Origin of the sequence: Bacterioplanoides sp. SCSIO 12839, from assembly GCF_024397975.1 — a bacterium.
Classification (GTDB): Bacteria; Pseudomonadota; Gammaproteobacteria; order Pseudomonadales; family Oceanobacteraceae; genus Bacterioplanoides.
Genome location: NZ_CP073745.1, coordinates 1,302,659 through 1,328,163, shown reverse-complemented (window position 1 = coordinate 1,328,163; position 25,505 = coordinate 1,302,659). Strand labels below are relative to the sequence as shown.

The 25,505-nt window shown below is 48.6% G+C and carries 20 protein-coding genes and 6 tRNA genes; 16 read left to right on the top strand and 10 right to left on the bottom strand.

All coding sequences use genetic code 11. The features are described 5' to 3' along the window. Nucleotides 1-4 precede the first annotated feature (4 nt). Nucleotides 5-2,581, bottom strand: a complete 2,577-nt coding sequence (gene gyrA / locus KFF03_RS06185; protein ID WP_255859749.1) for a DNA gyrase subunit A — start codon at nucleotides 2,579-2,581, stop codon at nucleotides 5-7. A 291-nt stretch (nucleotides 2,582-2,872) separates the two neighbouring features. Here gyrA and KFF03_RS06180 point away from each other — a divergent pair, with 291 nt between their 5' ends. The 5 genes from KFF03_RS06180 to KFF03_RS06160 all read left to right on the top strand — a co-directional run bounded on the left by KFF03_RS06180 (nucleotide 2,873) and on the right by KFF03_RS06160 (nucleotide 7,978). After that, a complete protein-coding gene (locus tag KFF03_RS06180) occupies nucleotides 2,873-4,195 on the top strand; it encodes a TRZ/ATZ family hydrolase (RefSeq protein WP_255859747.1) in 1,323 nt (440 codons plus the stop codon). Between the two features lie 154 nt (nucleotides 4,196-4,349). Then, on the top strand, nucleotides 4,350-5,066 hold the full coding sequence (ubiG, locus tag KFF03_RS06175; RefSeq protein WP_255859738.1) for a bifunctional 2-polyprenyl-6-hydroxyphenol methylase/3-demethylubiquinol 3-O-methyltransferase UbiG: 717 nt from the start codon (nucleotides 4,350-4,352) through the stop codon (nucleotides 5,064-5,066). After that, nucleotides 5,063-5,758 carry an HAD family hydrolase gene (locus KFF03_RS06170; protein ID WP_255859732.1) on the top strand — a complete coding sequence of 232 codons (696 nt, stop codon included), beginning with the start codon at nucleotides 5,063-5,065 and terminating at the stop codon, nucleotides 5,756-5,758. Before ubiG ends, KFF03_RS06170 begins: the two co-directional genes overlap by 4 nt. 156 nt (nucleotides 5,759-5,914) lie before the next feature. Continuing rightward, nucleotides 5,915-6,691, top strand: coding sequence for a YciK family oxidoreductase (locus tag KFF03_RS06165; RefSeq protein WP_255859730.1), 777 nt, complete (start codon nucleotides 5,915-5,917; stop codon nucleotides 6,689-6,691). Nucleotides 6,692-6,835: 144 nt separating this feature from the next. Next, entirely contained in the window at nucleotides 6,836-7,978 is a 1,143-nt protein-coding gene (locus KFF03_RS06160) for an aminotransferase class V-fold PLP-dependent enzyme (protein ID WP_255859728.1), read from the top strand. Nucleotides 7,979-8,063: 85 nt separating this feature from the next. On the opposite strand, the gene KFF03_RS06155 is transcribed toward KFF03_RS06160, so the two are convergent. Beyond that, nucleotides 8,064-8,453, bottom strand: a complete 390-nt coding sequence (locus tag KFF03_RS06155) for a DUF3127 domain-containing protein (RefSeq protein WP_255859727.1) — start codon at nucleotides 8,451-8,453, stop codon at nucleotides 8,064-8,066. Nucleotides 8,454-8,573: 120 nt separating this feature from the next. Between KFF03_RS06155 and KFF03_RS06150 the strand changes: the two genes are divergently transcribed. Beyond that, entirely contained in the window at nucleotides 8,574-9,281 is a 708-nt protein-coding gene (locus KFF03_RS06150; RefSeq protein WP_255859726.1) for an endonuclease, read from the top strand. Here the strand turns inward: KFF03_RS06150 and KFF03_RS06145 are convergent. Beyond that, nucleotides 9,265-9,639, bottom strand: a complete 375-nt coding sequence (locus KFF03_RS06145; RefSeq protein ID WP_255859725.1) for a DOPA 4,5-dioxygenase family protein — start codon at nucleotides 9,637-9,639, stop codon at nucleotides 9,265-9,267. The two genes, KFF03_RS06150 and KFF03_RS06145, sit on opposite strands and share 17 nt — an antisense overlap. A gap of 28 nt (nucleotides 9,640-9,667) precedes the next feature. Further along, on the bottom strand, nucleotides 9,668-11,887 hold the full coding sequence (rlmKL, locus tag KFF03_RS06140) for a bifunctional 23S rRNA (guanine(2069)-N(7))-methyltransferase RlmK/23S rRNA (guanine(2445)-N(2))-methyltransferase RlmL (protein ID WP_255859717.1): 2,220 nt from the start codon (nucleotides 11,885-11,887) through the stop codon (nucleotides 9,668-9,670). Nucleotides 11,888-12,055: 168 nt separating this feature from the next. On the opposite strand from rlmKL, the gene rmf reads away from it, so the two are divergent. Then, complete coding sequence (rmf, locus tag KFF03_RS06135) at nucleotides 12,056-12,250, top strand: ribosome modulation factor (RefSeq protein WP_255859716.1); 195 nt, start codon at nucleotides 12,056-12,058, stop codon at nucleotides 12,248-12,250. A gap of 92 nt (nucleotides 12,251-12,342) precedes the next feature. On the opposite strand, the gene KFF03_RS06130 is transcribed toward rmf, so the two are convergent. From KFF03_RS06130 to KFF03_RS06115, 4 genes are all read right to left on the bottom strand, one after another. Then, nucleotides 12,343-13,371, bottom strand: coding sequence for a quinone-dependent dihydroorotate dehydrogenase (locus tag KFF03_RS06130; protein ID WP_255859715.1), 1,029 nt, complete (start codon nucleotides 13,369-13,371; stop codon nucleotides 12,343-12,345). Between the two features lie 82 nt (nucleotides 13,372-13,453). Further along, complete coding sequence (locus KFF03_RS06125) at nucleotides 13,454-13,681, bottom strand: DUF2835 domain-containing protein (protein ID WP_255859714.1); 228 nt, start codon at nucleotides 13,679-13,681, stop codon at nucleotides 13,454-13,456. A gap of 33 nt (nucleotides 13,682-13,714) precedes the next feature. After that, complete coding sequence (locus KFF03_RS06120) at nucleotides 13,715-14,215, bottom strand: hypothetical protein (RefSeq protein WP_255859712.1); 501 nt, start codon at nucleotides 14,213-14,215, stop codon at nucleotides 13,715-13,717. After that, on the bottom strand, nucleotides 14,212-16,146 hold the full coding sequence (locus KFF03_RS06115) for an ATP-binding cassette domain-containing protein (RefSeq protein ID WP_255859710.1): 1,935 nt from the start codon (nucleotides 16,144-16,146) through the stop codon (nucleotides 14,212-14,214). The genes KFF03_RS06120 and KFF03_RS06115 overlap by 4 nt, the downstream gene beginning before the upstream one ends. 184 nt (nucleotides 16,147-16,330) lie before the next feature. On the opposite strand from KFF03_RS06115, the gene KFF03_RS06110 reads away from it, so the two are divergent. The 9 genes from KFF03_RS06110 to KFF03_RS06070 all read left to right on the top strand — a co-directional run bounded on the left by KFF03_RS06110 (nucleotide 16,331) and on the right by KFF03_RS06070 (nucleotide 21,861). Continuing rightward, the gene (locus tag KFF03_RS06110) at nucleotides 16,331-17,476 is read left to right on the top strand and encodes an efflux RND transporter periplasmic adaptor subunit (RefSeq protein ID WP_255859709.1); all 1,146 of its coding nucleotides are present in this window, start codon (nucleotides 16,331-16,333) and stop codon (nucleotides 17,474-17,476) included. A gap of 6 nt (nucleotides 17,477-17,482) precedes the next feature. After that, on the top strand, nucleotides 17,483-20,626 hold the full coding sequence (locus KFF03_RS06105) for an efflux RND transporter permease subunit (RefSeq protein WP_255859706.1): 3,144 nt from the start codon (nucleotides 17,483-17,485) through the stop codon (nucleotides 20,624-20,626). Nucleotides 20,627-20,763: 137 nt separating this feature from the next. Beyond that, nucleotides 20,764-20,839 (top strand) — tRNA-Val (locus KFF03_RS06100). A 48-nt stretch (nucleotides 20,840-20,887) separates the two neighbouring features. After that, nucleotides 20,888-20,964: transfer RNA gene (locus KFF03_RS06095), tRNA-Asp, on the top strand. 49 nt (nucleotides 20,965-21,013) lie between these two features. Next, nucleotides 21,014-21,089: transfer RNA gene (locus KFF03_RS06090), tRNA-Val, on the top strand. Nucleotides 21,090-21,123: 34 nt separating this feature from the next. Further along, nucleotides 21,124-21,200 (top strand) — tRNA-Asp (locus KFF03_RS06085). Between the two features lie 23 nt (nucleotides 21,201-21,223). Beyond that, nucleotides 21,224-21,299 (top strand) — tRNA-Val (locus KFF03_RS06080). A gap of 49 nt (nucleotides 21,300-21,348) precedes the next feature. Further along, nucleotides 21,349-21,425 (top strand) — tRNA-Asp (locus tag KFF03_RS06075). Nucleotides 21,426-21,663: 238 nt separating this feature from the next. Then, a complete protein-coding gene (locus tag KFF03_RS06070) occupies nucleotides 21,664-21,861 on the top strand; it encodes a hypothetical protein (RefSeq protein WP_255859701.1) in 198 nt (65 codons plus the stop codon). A gap of 23 nt (nucleotides 21,862-21,884) precedes the next feature. Here the strand turns inward: KFF03_RS06070 and KFF03_RS06065 are convergent, their stop codons facing one another. Continuing rightward, nucleotides 21,885-22,910: an AraC family transcriptional regulator gene (locus KFF03_RS06065; RefSeq protein WP_255859700.1), complete on the bottom strand. Its 1,026-nt coding sequence runs from the start codon at nucleotides 22,908-22,910 to the stop codon at nucleotides 21,885-21,887. Between the two features lie 110 nt (nucleotides 22,911-23,020). Next, entirely contained in the window at nucleotides 23,021-25,504 is a 2,484-nt protein-coding gene (locus tag KFF03_RS06060; protein ID WP_255859698.1) for an RND family transporter, read from the bottom strand. Nucleotide 25,505 lies beyond the last annotated feature (1 nt).

Here is a 25,505-nt window from a genome sequence, read left to right as displayed (position 1 = left end):
CGCTTTATTCCTCACCAATATTTTCAACATCAAGTGTTTCTTCATCTTCGTCGGCATCACAAATACGTTCAACACCCACCAGCTTCTCTTTTTCAGACACTTTAATCAGAGTCACACCCTGAGTATTACGACCCAATTGAGAAACTTCGTTAACGCGTGTACGAACCAATGTGCCCTGGTCAGAAACCAGCATCACTTCGTCGTTTTCGAATACCTGAACAGCACCCACCAGAGAACCGTTACGTTCACTGGTTACCATAGCGATAACACCCTGTGTTCCGCGACCTTTGGTTGGGAATTCAGTTACTGCAGTACGCTTACCGAAACCACGTTCAGAAGCCGTCAGGATGGTGCCGCCTTCTTCCGGAATGATCAGAGAGATCACATTCTGGTCATCGGCCAGTTTAATACCACGCACACCACGAGCGGTACGACCCATTGGACGAACCGCTTCTTCGTTGAAACGTACTGCCTTACCAGCATCTGACATCATCAGAATATCTTTAGAGCCATCAGTAATGGCAACGCCAACCAGGTGATCACCATCATCCAGCTCACAAGCAATCAGGCCAGTGGAACGTGGACGCGAGAATTGATCCAGAGAGGTTTTCTTAACCGTGCCTTTAGAAGTTGCCATAAATACATAACGATCAGCGCTGTATTCATCCACTGGCAGAATTGCGGTAATACGCTCGCCTTCTTCAGATAAATTCAGCACGTTAACAATCGGGCGACCTTTGGCGTTACGGCCCGCTTGCGGAATATCGTAAACGGTTAACCAATAAACTTTACCGGCATCGGTGAAACACAGCACGGTATCGTGACTGTTCACCACCAATAAATGCTCAACAAAATCTTCGTCTTTCACCGAGGTCGCCGACTTACCTTTACCACCACGACGCTGCGCCTGGTAAGTATCCATCGGTTGAGTTTTGGCGTAGCCACCGTGAGACAGAGTCAGAACCAGATCTTCTTCCGGAATCAGATCCGCCATGGTCAGATCACGCTTTTGCGCGATAATTTCGGTACGACGGTCATCTCCGTATTCTTCACGAATTGCTTCTAATTCTTCACGAATCAGCTGCATCAGACGCTCAGCGCTGCCCAGGATTTCCAGGTACTCAGCAATTTCCGCCAATTTAACCTGATATTCCTCGATCAGTTTTTCGTGCTCAAGGCCAGTCAGTTTTTGCAGACGCAAATCCAGAATCGCCTGGGCCTGAACCGGAGATAAGTAGTAACGACCATCACGGAAACCATACTGCTCTGGCAGGTCATCCGGACGACACGCATCCTCACCTGCTCGTTCCAGCATGTCAGACACATCACCTGGCTCCCAGGCGGTGTTTATTAATGCTTCTTTTGCTTCAGCAGCCGTTGGAGAGCGCTTAATCAGCTCGATTACCGGATCGATATTCGCCAGCGCTAACGCCAGACCTTCGAGAATATGACCACGTTCGCGAGCTTTACGCAGTTCGAAAATGGTACGACGAGTCACCACTTCACGACGGTGTTTAACAAAGGCATCCAGCAGTTGTTTCAGATTCAGCGTACGTGGCTGACCATCCACCAATGCTACGGTGTTAATACCAAATACCGTTTGCAGTTGAGTTTGTGCAAACAGGTTGTTCAGAACCACTTCCGGCATTTCGCCACGACGTAATTCCACAACGATACGCATACCGTCTTTATCGGATTCATCACGCAGCTCGGTGATGCCTTCGATTTTTTTGTCTTTTACCAGCTCGGCGATTTTTTCAATCAGACGCGCTTTGTTCACCTGGTAAGGAATTTCGGTGAAGATAATCGAAACTTTGTCGTTTCTCTCATTTTCTTCGAAATGGTGCTTAGCACGCATATAAATACGGCCACGACCGGTACGGTACGCTTCAACAATACCGTCACGACCATTAATGAAAGCACCGGTCGGGAAATCCGGGCCCGGGATATATTCCATCAGGCCGTCAACATCCAGATCCGGATTGTCGATCAGCGCCAGAGTACCGTTCAGTACTTCAGTGATGTTATGAGGAGGAATATTGGTCGCCATACCCACGGCAATACCAGAAGAACCGTTTACCAGCAGGTTCGGAATACGGGTCGGCAGCACTTCCGGAATCTGCTCAGTACCATCGTAGTTTGGCACCCAATCAACGGTTTCTTTTTCGATATCACCCAGCATGCTATGGCTGATTTTCGCCATACGTACTTCGGTATAACGCATCGCCGCCGCAGAGTCGCCGTCGATCGAACCAAAGTTACCCTGACCATCCACCATCATATAACGCATGGAGAAGTCCTGAGCCATACGCACGATGGTGTCGTATACCGCAGAGTCACCGTGAGGGTGGTATTTACCGATTACGTCACCCACCACGCGGGCGGATTTTTTGTACGGCTTATTCCAGTCATTGCCCAGTACGTTCATGGCATGTAACACACGACGGTGTACCGGTTTTAAACCGTCACGCACGTCTGGTAATGCACGGCCAACAATTACGCTCATGGCATAATCAAGGTACGACTGCTGCAGTTCGTCCTCGATGTTAATTGGCAGTACTTCTTTGGCTAACTCACCCATAGATATCCGACCTGTTCCTTTTTAAAGGGTTAACATTCTGCTTGAACGTTAAATACAAAGCATCGGAGCATATCACAGTTGCCAGCCAAAAACCGAAGAAAAACAATGAAATACCCGCTGAGAGCTCCTGTATCGCGCTCTCAGCGATTTTTGCTTTCAGACACCTGCCTAAATCGCTCAAAAAACAGACAAAAAATTCCTTTGCTCAGAGCCACAACAAGCTCTGAGAGATTGGTAAAAATCGGATATACTCTGCCATCACTTTGATTAGCAGATCCGGAACCCTGATACATGCAGGCCGATATTCAGATTAACGCACACTGGGTCGCACCATTAAGCGCCTCCCACAGCCGCACCATACTGCACAATCAAGCGGTATTTGTGAAAGACGGCAAGATCCTGGCCATTCAGAATCAACAAGCCACCAGCCATGAGGCCGATCAGGTTGTTGAGTTAAATGACCATATTTTACTGCCAGGTTATGTGAACGCCCACGGCCATGCAGCAATGTCATTATTCCGCGGTCTGGCCGACGACCTACCGTTAATGACCTGGTTGAACGACCATATCTGGCCTGCCGAAGGAAAATGGGTCAATGATGAATTCGTATTCGATGGTACACGACTGGCCATCGCAGAAATGCTGAAGTGTGGCACCACCACCTATTCCGATATGTATTTTTATCCGCAGGAAGGCGCTCAAGCGGCGATTGAATCCGGCATCCGTAATGTCAGCTTTACGCCGATTCTGGATTTCCCGACGAACTTTGCCCAGAGCGCCGACGACTACATTGAAAAAGCCGTCGCTGCACACAAGCACTATCACAACCAACCGCGTATTACGCTGGGCCTGGGGCCACACGCCCCGTATACGGTTTCCGATACGCCATTAAAAGAAGTCACCACATTGGCGGATCAGCTGGATATTCCGGTCCAGATTCATTTGCACGAAACCGCTTTTGAAGTCGCCCAAAGCCTGGAAGAAAAAGGCAAACGTCCCACTCAGCGTTTAGCCGACTTAGGTTTTTTAACCGAGCGTGTCAGCTGTGTGCATATGACACAGATCTCTGACGACGATATTCAGATTTTGAAACAAACCGGCGCTTCGGTTGTGCATTGCCCGGAATCCAACTTAAAACTGGCCAGTGGTTTTTGCCCAACCGCCAAACTGCTGAGCAACGGCATTAATTTAGGTTTGGGCACCGATGGTGCCGCCAGTAACAATGATTTAAATATTCAGGGCGAAATGAAAACCGCCGCAATGTTAGCCAAAGCTGTCGCCGAAGATGCCGCAGCCCTGCCCGCCTGGCAGGCTTTGGAAATGGCCACCATTGGCAGCGCTAAATCTCTGGGCATTGATGATCAAGTTGGCTCGCTGGATGTTGGTAAGTGGGCTGATATGCAGGCGGTGAATTTATCTCAGTTGGGCCAGAACCCGTTGTACGATCCAATTTCGCAGCTGGTTTATACCGATTCGAGTCGTGCTACCGAGTACGTTTGGGTTGAAGGTAAAGCCTTGTTAGAAAAAGGCCAGTTAAGTGAAGCCAGCGGCCTGGATGAAGAACAGTTAATTGCCAATGCAGTGCAGTGGCAGAAGAAAATTTCGCAAAATTAATTTTTAGGAGCCGCAAGCAGAATCAGCACACATTATTTTCAGCCGCCGGATCGAACAGCACATCCCTGTGCTGGCGATCCTAGCGCCACATCCTGTGGCTGCTTTGAAAAACAATCTGTACTAATACTGCTTCCTGGTCAGATGAAGTGACAAAATGACTACTGAGAATAAACAAAACGTCGACAGCGCAGAAATCGCTAAATTTGAAGCTCTGGCTACTCGTTGGTGGGATCTGGAAAGCGAATTTAAACCGCTTCACGAAATTAACCCTCTGCGAACTAATTACGTCGATCGCATCGCTCACCTGGCCGGCAAAAAGGTGCTGGATGTCGGCTGCGGTGGTGGAATTCTGTCAGAAGCTATGGCTCAACGTGGTGCTGACGTTACCGGTATCGACATGGGTCAGGCCAACCTGAACACCGCGAAACTGCACGCTTTGGAAAGCGGTGTAAAAGTCGACTACCAATGCATCCCGGTAGAAGAACTGGCAGAACAACAGCCTGAATCTTTCGACGTGGTGACCTGCCTGGAAATGCTGGAACACGTTCCCGATCCACTCTCCATTATTAAAGCGTGCCATAAGCTCGTTAAGCCTGGCGGTAAGGTGATTTTCTCTACCATTAACCGCAATCCAAAATCTTATGCCTTCGCGATTATTGGTGCGGAATATTTACTGCGCTTGGTTCCAACAGGTACCCACGATTATCACAAGTTTATTAAACCGAGCGAAATGACCCGCTGGTGTCGTGAAGCAGGCTTAGCCGTTACCGATATGACGGGCATGGTTTATAACCCAATCACTAAGATCTACAGTCTGAAAGATAACGACGTCGATGTTAACTATCTGATGGCCACGGAAAAAGCGGAATGATGGCTTCACGCATAAAACCTGAAGCGATTTTATTCGATTTAGACGGCACCTTAGTGGATACCGCCCCCGATTTTTTTGCTGTAGTAAATGGCTTGCGCAAAGATCAGGGCAAACCAGAACTGGTGGATGAAAAGATCCGCGAGCAGGTTTCTAACGGTGGCTCTGCACTAACACGTATCGCCTTTGATTATCCCGACCAGGCTGGCCGTGATTTAGCTACAGCTTCCAGTGTTTTTCTGGAACATCGTCAGCAGTTACTGGATCGCTACTTCGATAATATCGGCACGTTAAGTGGTTATTTCCCAGGATTTGAGACAGTCATTGCTGAACTAGAGAAACAGGAAATTCGCTGGGGCATTGTAACCAATAAGCCCCGCCTGTACACCGATGAGCTGTTAAAGAAACTGAATATTCAGTGTGATGTGGTGATCTGCCCGGATGACGTTTCCAAAGCGAAGCCTGATCCAGAACCATTATTAAAAGCCACTGAGATATTAGAGCTTAAAGCCGAGCAGTGCTGGTACGTTGGCGATCATATCCGTGACATACAAGCTGGCAAAGCCGCTGAAATGTTCACCCTGGCAGCCAGCTTTGGTTATATCGAAGCGGATGATAGTGCTGAGAACTGGCAGGCGGATGCCATTATCGATTCGCCTGAAGCGCTATTGGAACAACTGACAATAAAAAAATAAAAGCGGAAGCATTTGATTATTTTTCAGCCGCCACATCTGTGGGCCATCCATGGCCCTAGATGCTACCGAGACATCCTGTCTCTGCTTTGAAAAACAATCAAACACTTCAACTTACGAAAAACCGAATTCAGATTAAAAAATTACGAAGCAAACACGATGATCGATATTAGCCAATTAAAGCCTGTTGCACAGGCACAACAAGAACAGGTTTTAAAAGGCCGCGTCATTCTGGTAACGGGGGCGGGTTACGGCATTGGCCGTACTGCTGCGTTAACTTACGCTCGTGCCGGTGCAACCGTTTTGCTGCTCGGTCGTACTCAGGAAGCGTTAAACGACACCTACGATTTAATTGAAGCAGAAAACCTGCCTCAGCCTGCAGTACTGCCGTTCGACATGGAAGAAAGTGACGAAGAGAAATTCCGACAATTAGCTACGTTAATTGAAGAGAACTTTGGTCACCTGGATGGTGTGTTATTAAACGCTGGTGTTTTAGGCCAGCGCACCGGTCTGGACAGCTATGACTGGAATACTTTTCAGAAGGTCATGCAAATTAACGTTAACGGCCAGTTCATCTTAATGAAGCACTTAACGCCACTGCTGCGTAATGCACCCAAAGATGCCTCTGTTATTTTCACCACATCCAGCGTAGGCCGTAAAGGTCGTGCTTATTGGGGGGCTTATTCGGTATCAAAATTTGCAACCGAAGGCCTGATGCAGGTACTCGCTGAAGAGCTGGAAAATACCTCCGATATTCGGGTTAACTGCATCAACCCGGGTGGAACCCGTACTCAAATGCGCGCTGCAGCCTATCCAACAGAGCACCCTCTGCAAGTACCTGAAGCCGATGAAATTATGCCTCTGTATATGTACCTGATGTCTCCGGCTTCCATTGGCACCCATGGCCAGAGTATTGATGCGCAACCCAAGCACTAACAACACAATAACCGCTACAATAAAACCATGTGATTAGAACAGTGCTTCCCGCCCATGCTCTTTACTGGCGTGGGCTTTTGCTATCTAATCAGCCAACTTTATCGACATACTGAACAAACACGCGCAACTGCGCAGGAGACTGTAATGGCCGGCTTACTTCCCGACCTCGACCCGAATGGTTTATTAGAATATTCCGTGGTATTTACTGACCGCTCACTGAACCATATGTCACAACAGTTTCAGGGCGTGATGAATGATATCTCAGCTACCCTGAAATCGGTTTATAACGCTGACGCTGTTGTTGTGGTACCGGGTGGCGGCACCTACGGTATGGAAGCGGTTGCACGCCAGTTCGCTCAGGATAAAAAGACCCTGGTGATTCGTAACGGCTGGTTCAGCTACCGCTGGACTCAGATTTTCGAAATGGCCAACATCCCAGCTTCCAGCACCGTATTAAAAGCCAAGCGCCTCCCTGTCTCAAACCCAGAGGAAGCCCCGCAAGCACCTTTCGCCCCGGCTCCAATCGATGAAGTGGTTGCTACCATCAAAGCAGAAAAGCCGGAAATGGTATTCGCGCCACACGTAGAAACCGCATCCGGCATGATTCTGCCAGACGACTACCTGAAGGCTGTTGCTGACGCAGTACACTCAGTTGGCGGTTTATTCGTTCTGGACTGCGTAGCATCTGGTACGCTGTGGGTTGATATGAAAGCCATCGGCGTTGACGTATTGATCAGTGCGCCGCAAAAAGGCTGGAGTTCTTCTCCATGTGCCGCTCTGGTGATGATGAACCAAGCGGCTCTGGACGTGATGGAAAACACCACCAGCACCAGCTTCGCCGCTAACCTGAAGCAATGGCATATGATCATGCAGGCCTACGAAAACGGCGGCCATGCTTACCATGCCACCATGCCAACCGATGCTTTAACCAAGTTCCGCGATACCATGATGGAAACCAAAGAATACGGTTTCGACAAAGTGCGCGACGAGCAGTTGGAACTGGGCAAACGAGTACGTGAAATGCTGGAAAGCAAAGGCATTAAGAGTGTTGCTGCCGAAGGCTTTAAAGCACCCGGCGTTGTGGTTAACTACACCACGGATGCAGAAATGCAGAGTGGTAAAAAGTTCGCCGCACAAGGTATGCAGGCAGCGGCTGGTGTGCCACTGATGTGTGACGAAGGTGATGACTACCAATCGTTCCGTATCGGTTTATTCGGCCTGGATAAGTTGCATGATGTTGAAGGTGCGGTGAGTCGCTTAGAGAAGGTGATTGATCAGATTCTGTAACATCTGATTTATTCGCTTAATACTAAAAACCGAAAGTAAGTGGAAGCTTACCTTCGGTTTTTTATTGCCTCATAGACAAAGAAAATCAGAACGGTACATCGTCATCAAACGCAGGACCAGAAGAAGCCGGTGCAAAACCACCCATATCAAAGTTCTGAGCTGCTGGCTGACCACCCGCACGATCCACTTTCCACGCCTGTAAGCTGGTGAAACATTTTTCAGGCTTGCCCGGTGCATTCCATAAACGGCCGGAAAGGTTAAAAGTCACCACGACTTCTTCACCTACCTGATAACCATCCATCAGTGCACACTTGTCTTTGATCAGCTCCAGCGCAACATAATTCGGGTAATCCGGGTTTTCACCATCACCGCTTAGTTTGATTACAAATTCACGCTTAGTGAATCCATTCTGGCCATATTCACGGGTCTGGTCGATGGAGTGAATGATTCCCTGAGCTTCAAAGCTTTTAGACATAACGTTACCTGATGGTCGAATAATAAAACGGGGCCATCATAACACCCTCATTAGTCGTGCTAAACCGTGAGAATCACATTAAAATGGCGGTTTGTATTAATCAGAATTGAGTAGTATCTGATGCGTTTACGCTCTGCCCCGTCTCTTGCACAATGCCTGCTGCTGGCTGTTTCTCTGTTGTTCGTGAATAGCACTCTTGCCGAACCACTGAACTTTCGCCAAGCCAAAAAACAGCTCAAAGCGTTATATAAAGGTGAGCATCAAACCAGTTTTTATTGTGGCTGTGACTTTAGCTATCAGGGGAAAAAATTAACCCCTGAGCTCAGTAGCTGCGGTTATCAGGTGCGAAAACAACAAAAGCGCGCCAGCCGAATTGAATGGGAACATATTGTACCGGCCTGGGCGTTTGGCCATCAGCGTCAGTGCTGGCAAAACGGTGGTCGCAAAGCCTGTAAAAAAGACAACGAATTCCGTCTGATGGAAGGCGACATGCACAACCTGGTGCCTGCCATTGGTGAAGTGAATGGCGACCGTTCTAACTACCGCTTCAGTGACTGGCAAGGATTCCCGAAACAATATGGCCAGTGTGATATGGTCGTCGACTTTAAAAGGAAAAAAGTCCAGCCCCCGGAAATCAGTCGCGGCGCTATTGCCCGGGCGTATTTGTACATGAGCCAGCAGTATTCTCTGAAATTATCGAAACAAGAACGCCGGCTGTATCAGGCCTGGAACAAACAGCACCCACCAAGCCGTTGGGAGTGCCGCCGTAATCAGCTGATTAAAGAAGTTCAGGGTAATCGCAACCCGTTTATTAAGCGCTGTAATTAAACATACTTAAATCCAACGGCACCGGATCACCCAGCCAATAGGCGTATTCGGTGTGATCAGCCAGATCATTCCCCGTCAAAGCGTGCACCAGCACGCTGAGTTCAGCGCGTTGTTGATCTAACCAGGGAATAAACGCATCAAACGACTTTTCACCAAAAGTAATCTGGCAGCTCCATCGAGTATGAGGCCCAATAGGCCTCTGATGAACACGGCCAACCTTTAAACCAAATTGCTCTCCGGCTTGTTGACAAAGTTGCGTAGCAAACTCAAGGCTACTTTGATCAAAGTACACATGGGCATGATAGGCTTTGTGTTGATTAACCGGCCTTTTTACGTCAGATATCGGTTTGTTCGCCATCGCCTATCCTCTTGTCTTTTATTACCTTTTATTTCGCCTGAATATGAAAACACATATGAATGTTTTTACGACGAGCAAAATCCTGCGGTACCGATTTATGGCTGACATTCTGAATAGTAAAGTCAGACAAGGCTTCACTATCCATCTCAAACTTGCGGTAGTTATTTGAGAAAATCAGCAAACCGCCCGGTTTCAGTAACGCCATCGCATCCTGAATCAACTGCACATGGTCACGCTGTACATCCAATACCCCTTCCATCCGCTTCGAGTTAGAAAAGGTTGGTGGGTCCATAAAAATCAGATCGTATTGCGCCGCTGAATGCTCCGCAGCTTCTTTCAGCCACTGCATACAATCAGCCTGCACAAATTCATGCTCACTGATTTTTAAATTATTGGCGGTAAAATTATCTTTACCCCAGTTTAAGTACGTCCGGGACATATCAACACTGGTGGTTTTTGCGCCCGCCAGTGCCGCATGCAAGGAACCCACCGCGGTATAACAGAATAAATTCAGCATCCGCGCACCTTTAGGTAAGGCAGCGCAGCGCTTGGCAATATCCAATCGGGTTGGACGATGATCAAGGAATAAACCAGTATCGAGGTAATCTTTCAGATTCACCAGAACCTTGGCTTGCCCCTCAATCACCTCAAAGCGGCGTGATTCTTGTAAAGACCGTACATCCTGCTGCTTCTCATATTGCTTCTTGCCCGACTGACGTTCACGGCGTTTTAAAATAATCCGCTCGGCCGGGATGTCGGTTACTTCTGGCAAAGCCGCTAATACATCCAATAAGCGACGCTCAGATTTTTCTTCATCAATGGATTTAGGCGGTACATATTCCTGCACATGCAGCCATTCGGTATCGCTATTGGCATCCTGATAACAATCCACCGCTACGGCGTATTCCGGAATATCCGCATCGTAAATCCGGTAGGCGTGAATGTTTTCGCGCTTAGCCCACTTCCTAAGAGGTTTTAAATTCTTTTTAAGGCGATTGGCAAAGGCTTCTACCGGGCCACGAATTCGGCTGGGAGCTGGTGCCGAGGATTTTTCATCTGCTGGCCCCAATACCAATAAGCGCGTCTGAATTTTACCGTTCATAAAGCGGTATTGTTTTTCCAGCGGGCGACGAATACTTTTTGATAAATCGGTATTACCGGTAAATACCGCTAATTTCCAGTGAGGCAATAAACGCAGCGTGGCGTCGTTAAAATCCTGATACAGAGGTGCCAGTTGTGGCAGTTCACTCAGACGCTCGCCATAAGGCGGGTTACACACCACCAAACCACCTTGTTCTGCAGTTTCTTTCTGAATACGCAGGTTTTCGATGGAGCGGCGCTCTAAATGGATTTTGTCTTTTAATCCGGAACGTTCCAGGTTTTTATTCGCAGCATTTAACTGCTCCGAATCAATATCAAAACCGTACAAACGATTTTTCATATTCGCTAAACCGTCAGTACGACGCCGACGAGCCGCTTCAACTTCTTCCAGCCATAGTTTGCGGTTATGACGCTGCCAGCGATCAAAACCCCATTGCTGGCGATTTAACCCCGGTGCAATATCGGCGGCCATCATGCCCGCTTCAATTAATAAGGTGCCGGAACCACACATAGGATCAACCAGATGGCTACCCTGCTTTAAGGCTTCCTGCCAACCGGAACGAATCAGAATCGCCGCCGCCAGGTTTTCTTTTAATGGTGCCTTCCCCGGTTGTAAGCGATAGCCACGACGATGCAGGCTGTCGCCGCTGACGTTCAGATACAGCGCCAGCTTGCCTTTACGCAGCTGTGCTTCAATACGAACATCACCATCTTTAGCAACTGACGGACGAGCTCCCAGCTCTTCGCGGAAGTTATCAACAATGCCATCTTTCACCTTTTGCGCACCAAACTGGGTATTACGCACAAAGTCCGTTTTACCGTGGAAATCGATTCGGAACGAAGCGCCCACCGGGAACACCGTTTGCCAGTCTACGTCGCGCGCCACCTGATAAAGTTGGTCAACATTGTCTACCTGACTTTCCTGCAAAGGAAACAGCAAACGGCTGGCCAAGCGGGTCCACAAACAGAAGCGATAAGCCGTGCGCATATCCCCCTGCCATAAAACACCAAGGTGGGTTTCTCGTTCAACTTCCCCACCTAAGTCTCTGATTTCAGCTGCCAGCAGTGGCTCAATGCCTTTTGGGCAAGCCGCTAACCAGCGTAATTGGGAGGGGGAAGATTCATTTTGCATGGTGATAACAGCCACTTCGTCAAATAGTTTCTGGCAGCAAAAACGCTACCGCTTATAAAAAATTGTTAATTAACATCCCAGTTCCAACAGAGTAGAACTGTCATGGTTACGTCATAAACGTTTGGCATCAACTACTGAACGCTTATTGACTGATGTTTCCAAAATAATGCGAGGACGCAACGTATGAAGAAACAGAAACGCGATATGCAGGAAAGAGCTTTTGCACGAGGTTACCGCGCAGGTGTTGAGCGCCGTTCAAAAGATCTTGCCCCCATGGGGGGTCAACGCGATGCCTGGCTGGCCGGATGGCGTTCTGGCCGTGCCGATCACTGGGATGGTTACACCGGCGTTTCTGGAGTTCATAAGATCGCAGTATAGCGGCTCACGGTTCTACCGTTAAAACCCATACCTCCTCTCCCGGGAGGTAAGCCCGGCCTTTGAGCCGGGCTTTTTATATCTATCTATATCCGTTATTTCATGGCCGCGATGGCGTCAACACACTCACCAATCAGCTCCGGGCCACGGTAAATAAAGCCGGAGTACACCTGAACCAGTTGCGAGCCCGCGGCCATTTTCTCAACCGCTCCTTTGCCATCAAGAATACCTCCCACACCAATCACCGGCAGTTTGCCATCCAGCGCTTTCACTAAACGTTCAACAGTTTCAGTCGCCAGATCTTCTACCGGAGCACCACTCAAACCACCCGCTTCATTACCGTGTTTCATCCCCTGAACGCCGTCACGCGACAGTGTGGTATTGGTGGCAATCACACCGTCGATATCGGTTTCGATCAGAGTTTGCGCCACCATATCAACTTCGTTGTCTTCCATATCCGGCGCAATTTTCACAAAGATCGGCTTATAACCAAATTCTTCAGCCAGCTCTTTCTGGCGCTGCTTTAACGGCTCCAGCAGTTCTTTTAACGCGTCACCGTATTGCAGAGTGCGTAACCCAGGCGTATTAGGAGAAGAAATATTCACCGTGATGTAGGTGGCGTATTGATACACCTTCTCCAGGCAGATCAGGTAATCGGAGGTAGCATTCTCAACTGGGGTATCAAAGTTTTTGCCGATATTAATGCCCAGCACACCTTTGTATTTGGCTTTTTTAACCTGCTCAACCAGATGATCCACACCTTTGTTGTTAAAGCCCATGCGATTGATAATGGCGCGGCGCTCTGGAATACGGAACAAACGGGGCTTCGGATTACCCGGTTGCGGGCGTGGTGTAATGGTACCAATTTCAATAAAACCGAAACCTAAACGGGCAAAGGCATCGATATAATCGCCGTTTTTATCAAGACCCGCAGCCAGACCAACCGGATTAGGAAACTCAATGCCCGCAACGGTTGTGGGTGCAGAAGCAACCTGAGGTGCCAGATACTGTAACAGGCCCAGACGCTCACCAGCACCCAGCATATCCAGGCCCAGTTCATGGGATGTTTCGCCACTTAAGCGGAAAAACAGTTGTCGGGTCAGTCCATACCAATCAGCCATCATCTACCTCACATCAGCCACAACGAATAAATTGCGCGGCATTATACGCAAGCTGGCGACGGATGTAGATGATCTTATGCAAGCATCAACCGATTCTCTGAATCTTCTGAAACTTCCCTTCGCGATTAAATTCAATCAGAAAGCGGCCATAAATACCGTCTCGGGTGATCATTTTATGCAGGATATTGGCCGGAAACTGTACCCGGCGGCCATCACTGGCGATGGCACTCACCAGCTTGGCGGAGCCCTGATAGACCCGTAGGTATTCATCGGCAGGAATGGCTAAATCAACAATGATACTGGGATTGCTCATAGGGTTTACACGCTTTGATCCAACGTTTCCCGATTACTTCAACAGGGCTTCAAGAAATGCCAGATAGTGCTGGGCATTTGAGCCTTGTTTTTCGGCTGTCATCATACATACCCGGCGCTCATACACTTCCAGCATCAACAGCTCATCGGATAATTCGGGCAATAACGCTGCCAGCTTTTCGGCATCGCCTTGTGTGCCCTTATTGTGCCAGCTCAGGCCTTCTGGCAGCCATTCATCATCCCAGGCTGGTTGGCGAACAACACAATACTGTAATTCACCGCCAGAAGCGTCTTCATGACCACCGCCATTTTCGTAGGAGGCTTTTTTCATCAGGGTATAACTGGTGGCGGTAATATCGTCACGCACCCCGGTTTTGGCAGCATCGGCTTTAAAGGTGAACTGTCGCACCTGCAAACCGGCGCGAATGGCGTTAAACCGTAAATCAGCCAGGCGAGCGTCCCGGGCGCTGGGTTTTAACCAGAACACCGAGCCCATAATCGCCATCACAACGGCGGCAATAATTACCCAGGTCATTCCGTCATCTCCTCAAGCTCCAGCCAACGTTCTTCCAGCTGCTCCAGTTTCTCTTCCATTTCGGCTAACTGGGCCAGCACTTTCTGGACGTTATCGGCATCTCCGGAATAAAAATCAGCCGCATTGCTTTGCTCTAATAAAGCATCCCGTGCGGCTTCCGTTTCAGCAATCTGATCCGGCAGGCTATCCAGCTCACGCTGCAGCTTGTAGCTGAGTTTTTTCTTTTGGGGTGCTGGTGCAGTGGTAGCTGCTGGGGTTGATACGGCTTCATTTTTCGCAGGCTCTGTTTTTTTCACCGCTGTTTTCTGGGCAGCAGGTTTCTGCTTTTCCAGTGCCACTTTGCGTTCCTGCCAATCGCTGTAGCCACCCACCTGCTCATCAATATGGCCGTTTTCACCAAACACCCAAAGCTGGGTCACCACATTGTCGATAAAGGCCCGGTCGTGACTCACCAGTAACAAGGTGGCGTTGTATTCCAACAAGCGCTCTTCCAGCAGCTCCAGAGTTTCCACATCCAGGTCGTTGGTAGGCTCATCCATCACCAACAAGTTACAAGGCTTGAGGAACAGCTTGGCCAGCAGCACCCGGTTTCGCTCACCACCCGATAGGGCTTTAACCGGCGTTCGGGCTCGCTCTCCCGAAAACATAAAGTCGCCGAGATAACCAATAATATGGCGTGAATTACCATTCACGATGACGTGATCTTTTCCGTCAGCGACGTTATCCGCGATGGATTTTTCTTCATCCAACTGATGACGTGCCTGATCGAAGTAGGCCACCTCCAGCTTGGTTCCCACCTTGATTTTACCTTGCTGCGGTTCAAGTTTGCCTAACAGCAACTTTAATAAGGTACTTTTGCCGACCCCATTGGGGCCTACCAAACCAATACGGTCGCCACGCAAGACATTAGCGGTGAAATCGTCCACCTGTGGGATAGCCTTACCATCCTCTTTCTGCCAGGTATAAGACAGATTCTGAATTTCGAACACCATTTTGCCGGAGTTTTCAGCCTGACCCAGATTCAGGTTGGCGGTGCCGGCCACCTCACGGCGCGCTTTACGTTCTTTCCGCATTTCTTTTAAGCGCTCAACCCGACCCTCATTACGGGTACGGCGAGCTTTGATGCCCTGACGAATCCACTTTTCTTCTTCCGCCAGGCGTTTATCAAACAAAGCGTTTTGTGCCGCTTCGTCTTCCAGTCGTTTTTCCCGGTGGCTGATAAAACTTAAATAATCACCGCGCCACTCATGCACATGACCACGATCCAGATCGATAATACGGGTTGATAAATTCTGCACAAACGCCCGGTCGTGACTAATAAACACCAGCGAGCCATTAAACTGCTTAAGTTGCTCTTCCAGCCATTCAATCGTGGGCACATCCATATGGTTGGTAGGTTCGTCAAGAATCAGTAATTCCGGCTCAACCACTAACGCACGTGCCAGCATCACCCGACGCTGCCAGCCACCGGAGAGCGAGGAAAAACTCGCTTCACCCGGTAAGTTTAATTTCTGGATAATGGCGTCCACTTTTTGCTGCCAGCTCCAGCCATCAGCGGCTTCAATTTTGCTCTGCAACTGCTCCAGTAATTTTAAATTCGCTGCGGCACCTTTGGCGGTTTCATCATGGTATTGCGCAATCACATGGCCAAGATCCCCCAATCCTTCCGCCACCACATCGTAAACCGGCATATCCGTCGTTTGTGGCAATTCCTGTTGCAGCGTTGCGACCCGCAGCATATCGCGCTTCACCACACTGCCATCATCCGGGATAACAGAGCTGTTGAGCACTTTCAGCAAGGTGGATTTACCAGCGCCATTGCGACCAACGATACATACTCGTTCGCCGGAGTGAATCTCCAGATCAATTTTGTCGAACAGCACATGATCACCAAACGCCAGCTCAACCTGCTTTAACTGCACCAACATCATTACCGAATATCACCTTAAGTTCAGGGCAAAACGCGCAGTATACTGCAATACGGCAAACGATGGGCTGGCACGTTTGCAGCAGAACTGGCAAAAAACACACGCCTATCGGACTGAGCAATATGTTATAAAGAAAAGTAATAATAATCAGCGTAATCACGTTCGTAGCAGCGACGGAAACACAAGCATGACACTACATTTAAATCAGGGGCATATCGCAGCCATTGTGCTGTTTTTATTAATGATTATCTGGGTCGCCAGTGGCAGCCTCGGCCCGGAACAGGAATTTTCTAATCCCAGGCCGCTGGTAATGGAATCCGGCCTGAAGCGAGTTCAGGTAGAAAGGATGCAAGGCGAGGCGACACAGCGTGAAGTCCTGATTTCTGCCAGAACCGCAGCCAACCGCCGGGTGGAATTACGTTCTGAAATCCGTGCCAAAGTGGTGGCTATTCATAAAAACAAAGGTGAGCGGGTTCAAAAAGGCGATGTATTAATCGAACTGGATGCACGAGACTGGCCTGCCCGCCTGAAACAAGCCAAAGCAAATTTAAAACAACGTCAGCTGGAGGAGCAAAGCGCCCAAAAGTTGTTTGCAAAAGGCCTGGCCAACGAATCTCAGCTGGCCAAAGTACAAACGGATCTAGCGAATGCGGAAGCCGAAATGATTCAGTACACCTTGCAAGTGAATGCGACTCAGATTAAAGCCCCCTTCGATGGCATTGTTGACCAGCGTAATGTAGAAATTGGTGATTTTGTTAAAGACGGCCAGGAAATCGCAACCGTACTCGACTTTTCGCCTTATCTGGTGACTGGCAATTTAGCCGAACAGGAAGCGGCTAACGTTCATATTGGTGATCAGGCTTATGCCATTTTGGTCAATGGCCAGCGTGTGAATGGCCACATCCGTTTTGTCGCTTCAGAAGCAGATGCACAAACCCGTACGTTTCCGGTTGAACTGGAAGTTAAAAACCCAAGTGGCGTTATGACTAGCGGCTTAACGGCCAAAATTCACGTACCTCAGCCAGAAACTCATGCTTATCATGTGTCTCCAGCATTATTAATTCTCAACGATGAAGGCAAACTAGGCCTGAAAGGCATTGATGAAGAACACCGAGTCACCTTCCTGCCAATCAGTTTATTAAAAGCCGACAAAGCCGGCATCTGGGTTTATGGCCTGGGAGAAAAGGCCGACATCATTACGATAGGCCAGGGGTTTGTCGAATATGGAGAACTGGTCGAACCCGTATTTGTGACCGAACAACACCAGGAGACGGCGGAACCCGCTGCCTCCGATGCCAACCTGGATACACAAGCCGCATTAAGTGCAGGGTAAAGACACATGAATAGCCTTATTGATGCGTCGTTACAGCGCACTCGTACTGTTTTGATGTTGTTTTGCCTGATCACCCTGGTCGGCATCACCACCCTGATCACCATTCCCAAAGAAAGTAACCCGGATATCACCGTGCCGTTGGTGTATGTCTCTGTGAATCACGACGGCATTGCCCCCGCCGATGCCGACACCCTGATTTATAAACCGTTGGAAAAAGAGCTGCGCTCACTGGACGGCTTAAAGGAAATGATATCAACCGCCACCTCAGGGCATTTATCCATCCAGCTTGAGTTTTATACCGATACGGATATCGACCAGGCATTATTAGACGTTCGCCAAAAAGTAGACGACGCCAAAGGGGAATTACCGGCCGACTCTAAAGAGCCCAAAGTTAAAGAAATTAACGTAGCGTTGTTCCCGGTGATGGTGGTTACCCTGTCGGGCGAAGTGAACGAATCCGTGTTATACGCGGTGGCCAATGATTTACAGGATCGTATCGAAGCCTTACCCGGCGTATTAGAAGCCGAAGTGCGCGGCAAACGCGAAGAGATTGCCGAAATTATTGTCGACCCCGCACGCATGGATAACTACGGCCTGACGCTGAATGAATTGGGTTTACTCGTCAGCAACAACGCTCAGCTCGTCGCCAGTGAAGACCTCGACTCTGGCGTCGGTCGTTTTGGCGTAAAAGTACCCGGTCTGATTGAAAGCATTCCCGATATTTTGAATCTGCCGGTGAAAGCAGACGGCGATAATGTGGTGCTGTTTAAAGATATCGCTGTCGGTCGTTTAGCCTATAAAGATCGCAAAAACAGCGCTCGGGTTAATGGCAAGCAAGCGGTCACGCTGGAGATCAAAAAACGTATTGGCTCCAACATTATTCATACATTAGATGATGTTAAAGGCATTATTGAACAGGTTCAGCCCTACTGGCCGAGTGGCATCGAAGTGGGATTATCTCAGGATGAATCCAAACAAATCGAAGAGATGCTCAACGATTTGTTTAACAACGTACTGGTGGCCACCCTGCTGGTGATGATCCTGATTTTAGCCAGCCTTGGCCTGCGCAGCTCATTTATGGTGGGCATTGCCATTCCCGGCGCTTTCCTGATGGCGCTGATTGTACTCAGCGTGCTCGGCTACACCCTGAATATGGTGGTTTTATTCTCTCTGATTTTATCGGTGGGTTTATTAGTGGATGGTGCCATTGTGGTCACCGAGTTCGCTGACCGCCGCTTAGCCGAAGGCGCCGCCCCACGTCATGCTTACGGTGAAGCGGCAAAACGTATGGCCTGGCCAATCATCGCCTCAACCGCCACCACGCTGGCTGTGTTCTTGCCATTATTGTTTTGGCCTGGAGTCACGGGCGAGTTTATGAGCTATCTACCGCTGACATTGCTGTTTACTCTGAGTGCGTCATTGATTATGGCATTAATTGTGGTGCCGACCATCGGTTCTCTGGTTGGCAAACAATCCGCTCAGAACCTGAAAACACTAGATATGGTTGAAGCCGCCGAACAAGGCCGGTTTGATGAGTTAAAAGGCTTCACGGGTAGTTATATCCGGATACTCAACAGTGCCCTGCATCATCCGGTAAAAATTTTATCCGCTTCCGTGATTGCCCTGATCTTATCGTTTGCGGCCTATTCCATGTTTGGTAAAGGGGTCGAATTTTTCCCGGACGTAGACGTTGACATTGGCCTGGTGGATATTCGGGCGCGTGGTAATTTGTCCATCAGTGAAAGTGAGGCGCTGGTACAACAGGTTGAACGCCGTATCTTTGATATGGCCGAGATTGAATCCATTTATACGGCTACCTTTGTGCGAGCACCGAACGGTGCAGCAGCAGATGTCGTCGGCCGGATTCAGATTGAGCTGGTGAACTGGAAACATCGTCGCAGCGCTAACGATATCCTCAAAGATATTGAAGCCCGCACCGCCGATATCGCCGGCATCATTGTTGAAACACAGAAAAAAGCGAATGGTCCATCCGAAGGCGCTGATATTCAGCTACAGCTCACGTCTGCCGATGCCGAATCGATTGGCCCCATGCTGGATCAGGTGAAAGCCATTTTTGCAGCCGATCCGGATTTGAAGGATGTGCGCGATGATCGCCCTCTGGAAGGCATTGAGTGGCAACTGGACATCGACCGTGAAGCGGCAACCCGTTTTGGCACCAACATTGTCAGTACCGGCTCGATGATTCGTATGATTACCGGTGGCCAAAAAGTCGGAGAATTTCAACCGGACTACAGCGATGAAGAGGTCGAGATTTTATTACGATACCCAACTCAGGCTCGCAACATCGACCAATTTGCGCAATTCAATGTTCAAACCGCTGATGGCCTGGTCCCGGTGTCGAACTTCATGCAACGTATCGCTGTTCCTAAGTCAGGTGATGTCGTGCGCATTGATGGTAAGCGTCGTTATCGCCTAACGGCTAATGTTCACGATAACGTTAACCCCACCGACAAAATTTTTGAACTAACCGAAAAGATTAAATCGTTGCCGTGGCGCGAGTCGGGTGTTGAACCCCGTTTTCGCGGAGACTTTGAAAAAATGGCAGAAACCGGAGCCTTTCTGGGGAAAGCCTTTGGTATCGCCATTTTCCTGATGGCCACCATTCTGGTGACACAGTTTAATAGTTTCTACAACGCCGCACTGATTATGAGTGCCATCGTGCTATCTATTGTGGGTGTGCTGTTCGGTTTAATGATTCGTGGAGAGCCATTTGGCATCGTGATGAGCGGCCTTGGTGTGATTGCTCTGGCCGGTATCGTGGTGAACAACAATATTGTTCTGATCGATACCTACAACCGCTTGGTCCGTGAAAGCCTGGATCCAATTGATGCAGCATTAAGAACCGGAGCACAACGATTGCGCCCGGTGATGCTGACAGCAGTAACAACCGTGCTGGGTCTGATGCCCATGATGCTGCAGTGGAATATTGACCTGCTGAATCGCGATTTCTCCATTGGTGCCCCCTCGTCACAATGGTGGACTCAACTATCAACAGCTATTGCCGGTGGCTTAACGTTTGCAACGATCCTGACCCTGATCCTGACGCCTTGTTTATTAGTGCTGGGCGAAAAGCTCAAACAAAAGCATAAGAACAAGCACCTGTCAGCATCAATGACATCCCAGACCTGATGATTGATCAGAAAATATTCAAAAATGGATTTCAGCTGCAAGTTACTGAAAAAATTAAAAAAAATGGATAAAAATCAAAATAAAGGTTTGACACTCAAACGTATATGAGTAGAATGCCCACTCGCTTTTACGGGCAAGGGTGATTAGCTCAGCTGGGAGAGCATCTGCCTTACAAGCAGAGGGTCGGCGGTTCGATCCCGTCATCACCCACCAATTACTTTAAGTAATTGCTTTGCCGTAAAAACGAGCGATTTAGGAAATGGACTGGTAGTTCAGTTGGTTAGAATACCGGCCTGTCACGCCGGGGGTCGCGGGTTCGAGTCCCGTCCAGTCCGCCATTTTACTTAAATCGATTTTTTGATTTAGCATTTTTTGCTAAAACAAAATGGGTGATTAGCTCAGCTGGGAGAGCATCTGCCTTACAAGCAGAGGGTCGGCGGTTCGATCCCGTCATCACCCACCACTACCTCAAAGTGGTTAAATAATGTGACTTATGTGGACTGGTAGTTCAGTTGGTTAGAATACCGGCCTGTCACGCCGGGGGTCGCGGGTTCGAGTCCCGTCCAGTCCGCCATCTTCTCAGAGATGTAAAAACTTGGGTGATTAGCTCAGCTGGGAGAGCATCTGCCTTACAAGCAGAGGGTCGGCGGTTCGATCCCGTCATCACCCACCACTACCTCAAAGTGGTTAAACAGTGACTGTTACTTGCAAAAGTACGATGCGGACTGGTAGTTCAGTTGGTTAGAATACCGGCCTGTCACGCCGGGGGTCGCGGGTTCGAGTCCCGTCCAGTCCGCCATTTCTAAAATACCCCCTTTTAAAACTTTATTCGTATTGGCTCACATCGAGTCCTCGGATGCCGCCCAGTCCAGTCCGCCATTTCTTATTTATATCCCATTATCATTTCTTGCGTTTGAATCAAAATTTTTCTACCGATTCGGTATTTGTCATCTGCCGTTCATCTAGCGACTGTATTGTTTTTTGCCATCAAATGATTCTGAAAGCTTTATTTTCTTGACCAAAAAGTCAGATTCATTATGATCACCAACTCTGGCACGTTAGATGCTAAATCCATATTTCATCATCACGAAATAGCCAGAAGCTCAGATAGGAAGCTGAGTAGTAAGAAACCAGGAAAACAAAGGAGGACAATTATGTCTGATTATATCGAAGATCTGCTGGATATCGACTACGACGATTACGAAGACGATATCGACGACGCAGTTGAGCTGTAACCCAGCCGAACCGGAGCCGATTGTTACTGACTACGGTTCCGGGAAATATCTCTGAAACGACCGGGCGCCTGCCCGGTCCATCGTTTAAAAGCCCGCTGAAATGCTGCCGTAGAGCCGAATCCCAGCAAATAAGCAATCTCACCCAACGTCAGTGATGTATCGCGCACATAACTGACCGCAAGATCCCGACGGGTATCATTCATTACCTGCTGAAAGCTGATTTTTTCCGCATTGAGTCGACGACGTATCGTCCATGGGGCCATATTCAAACGATGACTTACATCCTCAAGCGTTGGCGTTTTACCTTTTAATAATGGGCCGATCGCACGCTCAATCACTTCCCGGAAACTCAACCCTAAACGGACTCTCTCCAGCTCACGCTCTGCAAGCTGCTTAAGACCATGATGAGTCGATGCACAACGATGAACCGATGGTAAGCCCAACGCCCAATCATGGATCACAACCGCATTTCGCTCCGCGCCAAACTCAATATCACAGTTGAAATATTGTGCGTAATAATCAAGATAGTCCGGCGCCTTAAATTCAAATTGCAAACGCTTGATCACGTCCGTGCGGCCACTGATCCATTGCAACATCTTCACCCAACCGCCCAAAACCGAATCCACCACAAATAGGTTAAAGGCGTTATAAGGGCTGATTGAATAAAAGTGAGCAATCCCCTCACCTTGCTCGATCAGAAACTGGGTACGCCCCCTGGCATTAAAACTCGACAACAATTCAAATTCTGCAATGGAACGACAAGCTGTTTTAATATCCGGTGCAGTCTGAGCGACCAAACCAGCAAGGCCTTGATGACCCGGGGTAGTTAATCGCCCCATCTCAAGGCCTAACCAGGGGATATCATATGCCTCGATACACGCATGACCCAATCGCATAAAACGCGGAATACTGATGCGCGCATCCGGTGAATTGAGTTTGGTAGCGTCAAGCTGATACTGCTCAAACTCAAATGCCGGATTCCCCCCCAGAGACTCGACTGCTTGCCCCATAAGCTCAACTACGCAGACTGAAATATCACCCAGTTTCATAAACTGTCTCTACTGTAAACGAACCATAAAAAAAGCGATGTTTTCAAAGGCCAAAGCCCAGGAAAACATCGCTTCTCAGATACTACTACTTAATAACCAGCAGGATTCTTTCAACCCGCAGGGGGCACTTCCCCATGTTTTGCCGCATGGCGCTTACGAATACGCTCAGGGCTCAGCAGGAAGTGCGCCAGTGCTGGCAACAGAATCAGCGCACCCAGCATATTCCACAGGAACATAAAGGTCAGCAGAATACCCATGTCGGCCTGGAATTTAATTGGTGAGAAAATCCAGGTAGCAACACCAATTGCCAACGTAATACCCGTAAAGCTTACTGCCTTACCCGTTGACTTAAGCGTTTCCAGGAAAGACTCCTGCAGCGATTTACCCGCAATAATCATCACTTCCAAACGGCTGTAGATGTAAATACCGTAGTCCACACCAATACCCACGCCCAGTGCAATAACTGGCAGTGTAGCCACCTTGACACCAATACCTAACCAGGTCATAAGCGCCTGACTAAGAATCGAAGTCAGTGCCAGTGGGATGATAATACACGCAACTGCAGTCAGTGAGCGGAAAGTAGCAAAACACAATACAAAAACGACCACATAAACAAAGATCAGCATGGTGTTCTGAGCTTCAGCAATTACCTGATTCGTTGCCGCTTCAATACCAGCATTACCTGACGCTAACTGGAAACGAACCGGAACAGAATCAATTTCACCGTCTGCGATCGCCTGATCAATTTGCTCAATAGTATAAGAGAAGTACTTCTCATCTACGCTATCGTCGTAATTCGCTTTAAAATCCTCAACGGCCTGAACTGCAGTTTCCAATGTTTCTGCTTTATGATCATTCAGATACACAATCACCGGTGCCATCGAGCAATCCGCATTCAGCAAAGAGCTTGGAGCACGCTGGATAGAGGTGTTCAGAATGGTTTGGTTACGAGACAGAGAAGACCAATTCAGGTTACCTTCATTCATCGCCTTGGTGACCAACTTAGAAACGGTAACCAGAGATGTTGTCGACTGAACACCTGGCACGTTTTCCATATACCACATAAAGCGATCAACAGCGTCCATCACTTTGTAGGCATTACATTGCTCTTTAGCTGTTTCAACCATCACCACCAATAAATCAGAGCTGGTAGAGTAGTTACTCACCATGAAGTCATTATCGAGGTTATAACGAGAGTCAGCACGCAGCTCTGGAGCACCTTTATCCAGGTCACCGATTTTCAGATCCTGACTAACAAAATAACCACCAATAGCCATAGCAATTGCAATCACAATCGGGAACGGTGCTACCTTACCTGTTGCAGAGTGTGACAGAACCTTCCATAACTTAGGCTCAGATTTTTCGGTCTTCTCAGCATGACGAACACCACTCTGACTAATACCGATATAAGACATAACAATCGGCAGCAAAATCAGGTTGGTGACAATGATCATCGCCACACCAACCGATGCAGCAATCGCCAGCTCCTGAATCACACCAATATCAATGAACAGCAAGGTCAGGAAGCCCATACCGTCACTTAATAAGGCCAGCATGCCAGGTACGTACAAGCCACGGAAGGCTTTACGTGCGGCCATCAGCTTGTTTTCGCCCTTGCCTGCTTCAATCGCAATACCAGAAATAATCTGAACAGCGTGACTAATACCAATCGCAAACACCAGGAATGGTACTAATACCGAATACAGGTCAATGGTGTACCCCATCAGGGCCAGGGCACCCAATTGCCAGATAACCGCAATCAGAGAAGCCAAAATCGGGACTATAGTTCCGCGAATACAACGAGAATACAGGTATAACAAAATGGCAGTAGCAGCCATTGCCAACATAAAGAAAATGGCAATTTTACTGGCGCCATCCAGCAGGTCACCCAGCTTTTTAGGAGTACCCGTAATGTAGATACGATACTTATCACTACCGTATTTAGTGCGGATTTTTTCTTCCAAATCGTGGGAGAACTGTTGGTAACTCAGCTTCTCACCCGTTTCAGGATCTTTTTCAACCAAAGGAACATCAATGATGGAAGAGCGGAAGTCGTTCGCAACAAGGCGTCCAACCTGACCAGATTTGAGGACATTCTGACGGACTTTCTCAAGGCTATCAGCGTCGCCACTGTAGGTACTCGGAATCACCGGGCCACCCTGGAAGCCTTCTTCTGTAACCTCAGTCCAGCGAACATTCGGCGTCCAGAGGGACTGCATTCCGGAACGATCAACACCCTTAATAAAGAACACATCGTCGTTGATTTTGCTCAGCGTCTCCATGTATTCCTGAGTAAAAATTTCACCTTCCGTGACCTCCACTGAAATTTTCACATTGGCAACGCCACTCTTCATCGAGTCTTTGTGAACCAGGAAATTCTGAATATATTCATGATTCAGTGGGATGTATTTTTCAATACTCGAATCCAAACGAACTTTGGTTAAGCCGTAAGCAAACACGGCTGTCAGTACCGCCAAGATAAGCAACACTAGAAAACGATTGTTAAAGAACAAGCGCTCCAGCATTGGTTCGGTTTCTGGAGACAGGATAAAATGCTCTGGCTCCGAAGAAAAATGATGCTTTTGTTCAGCCATG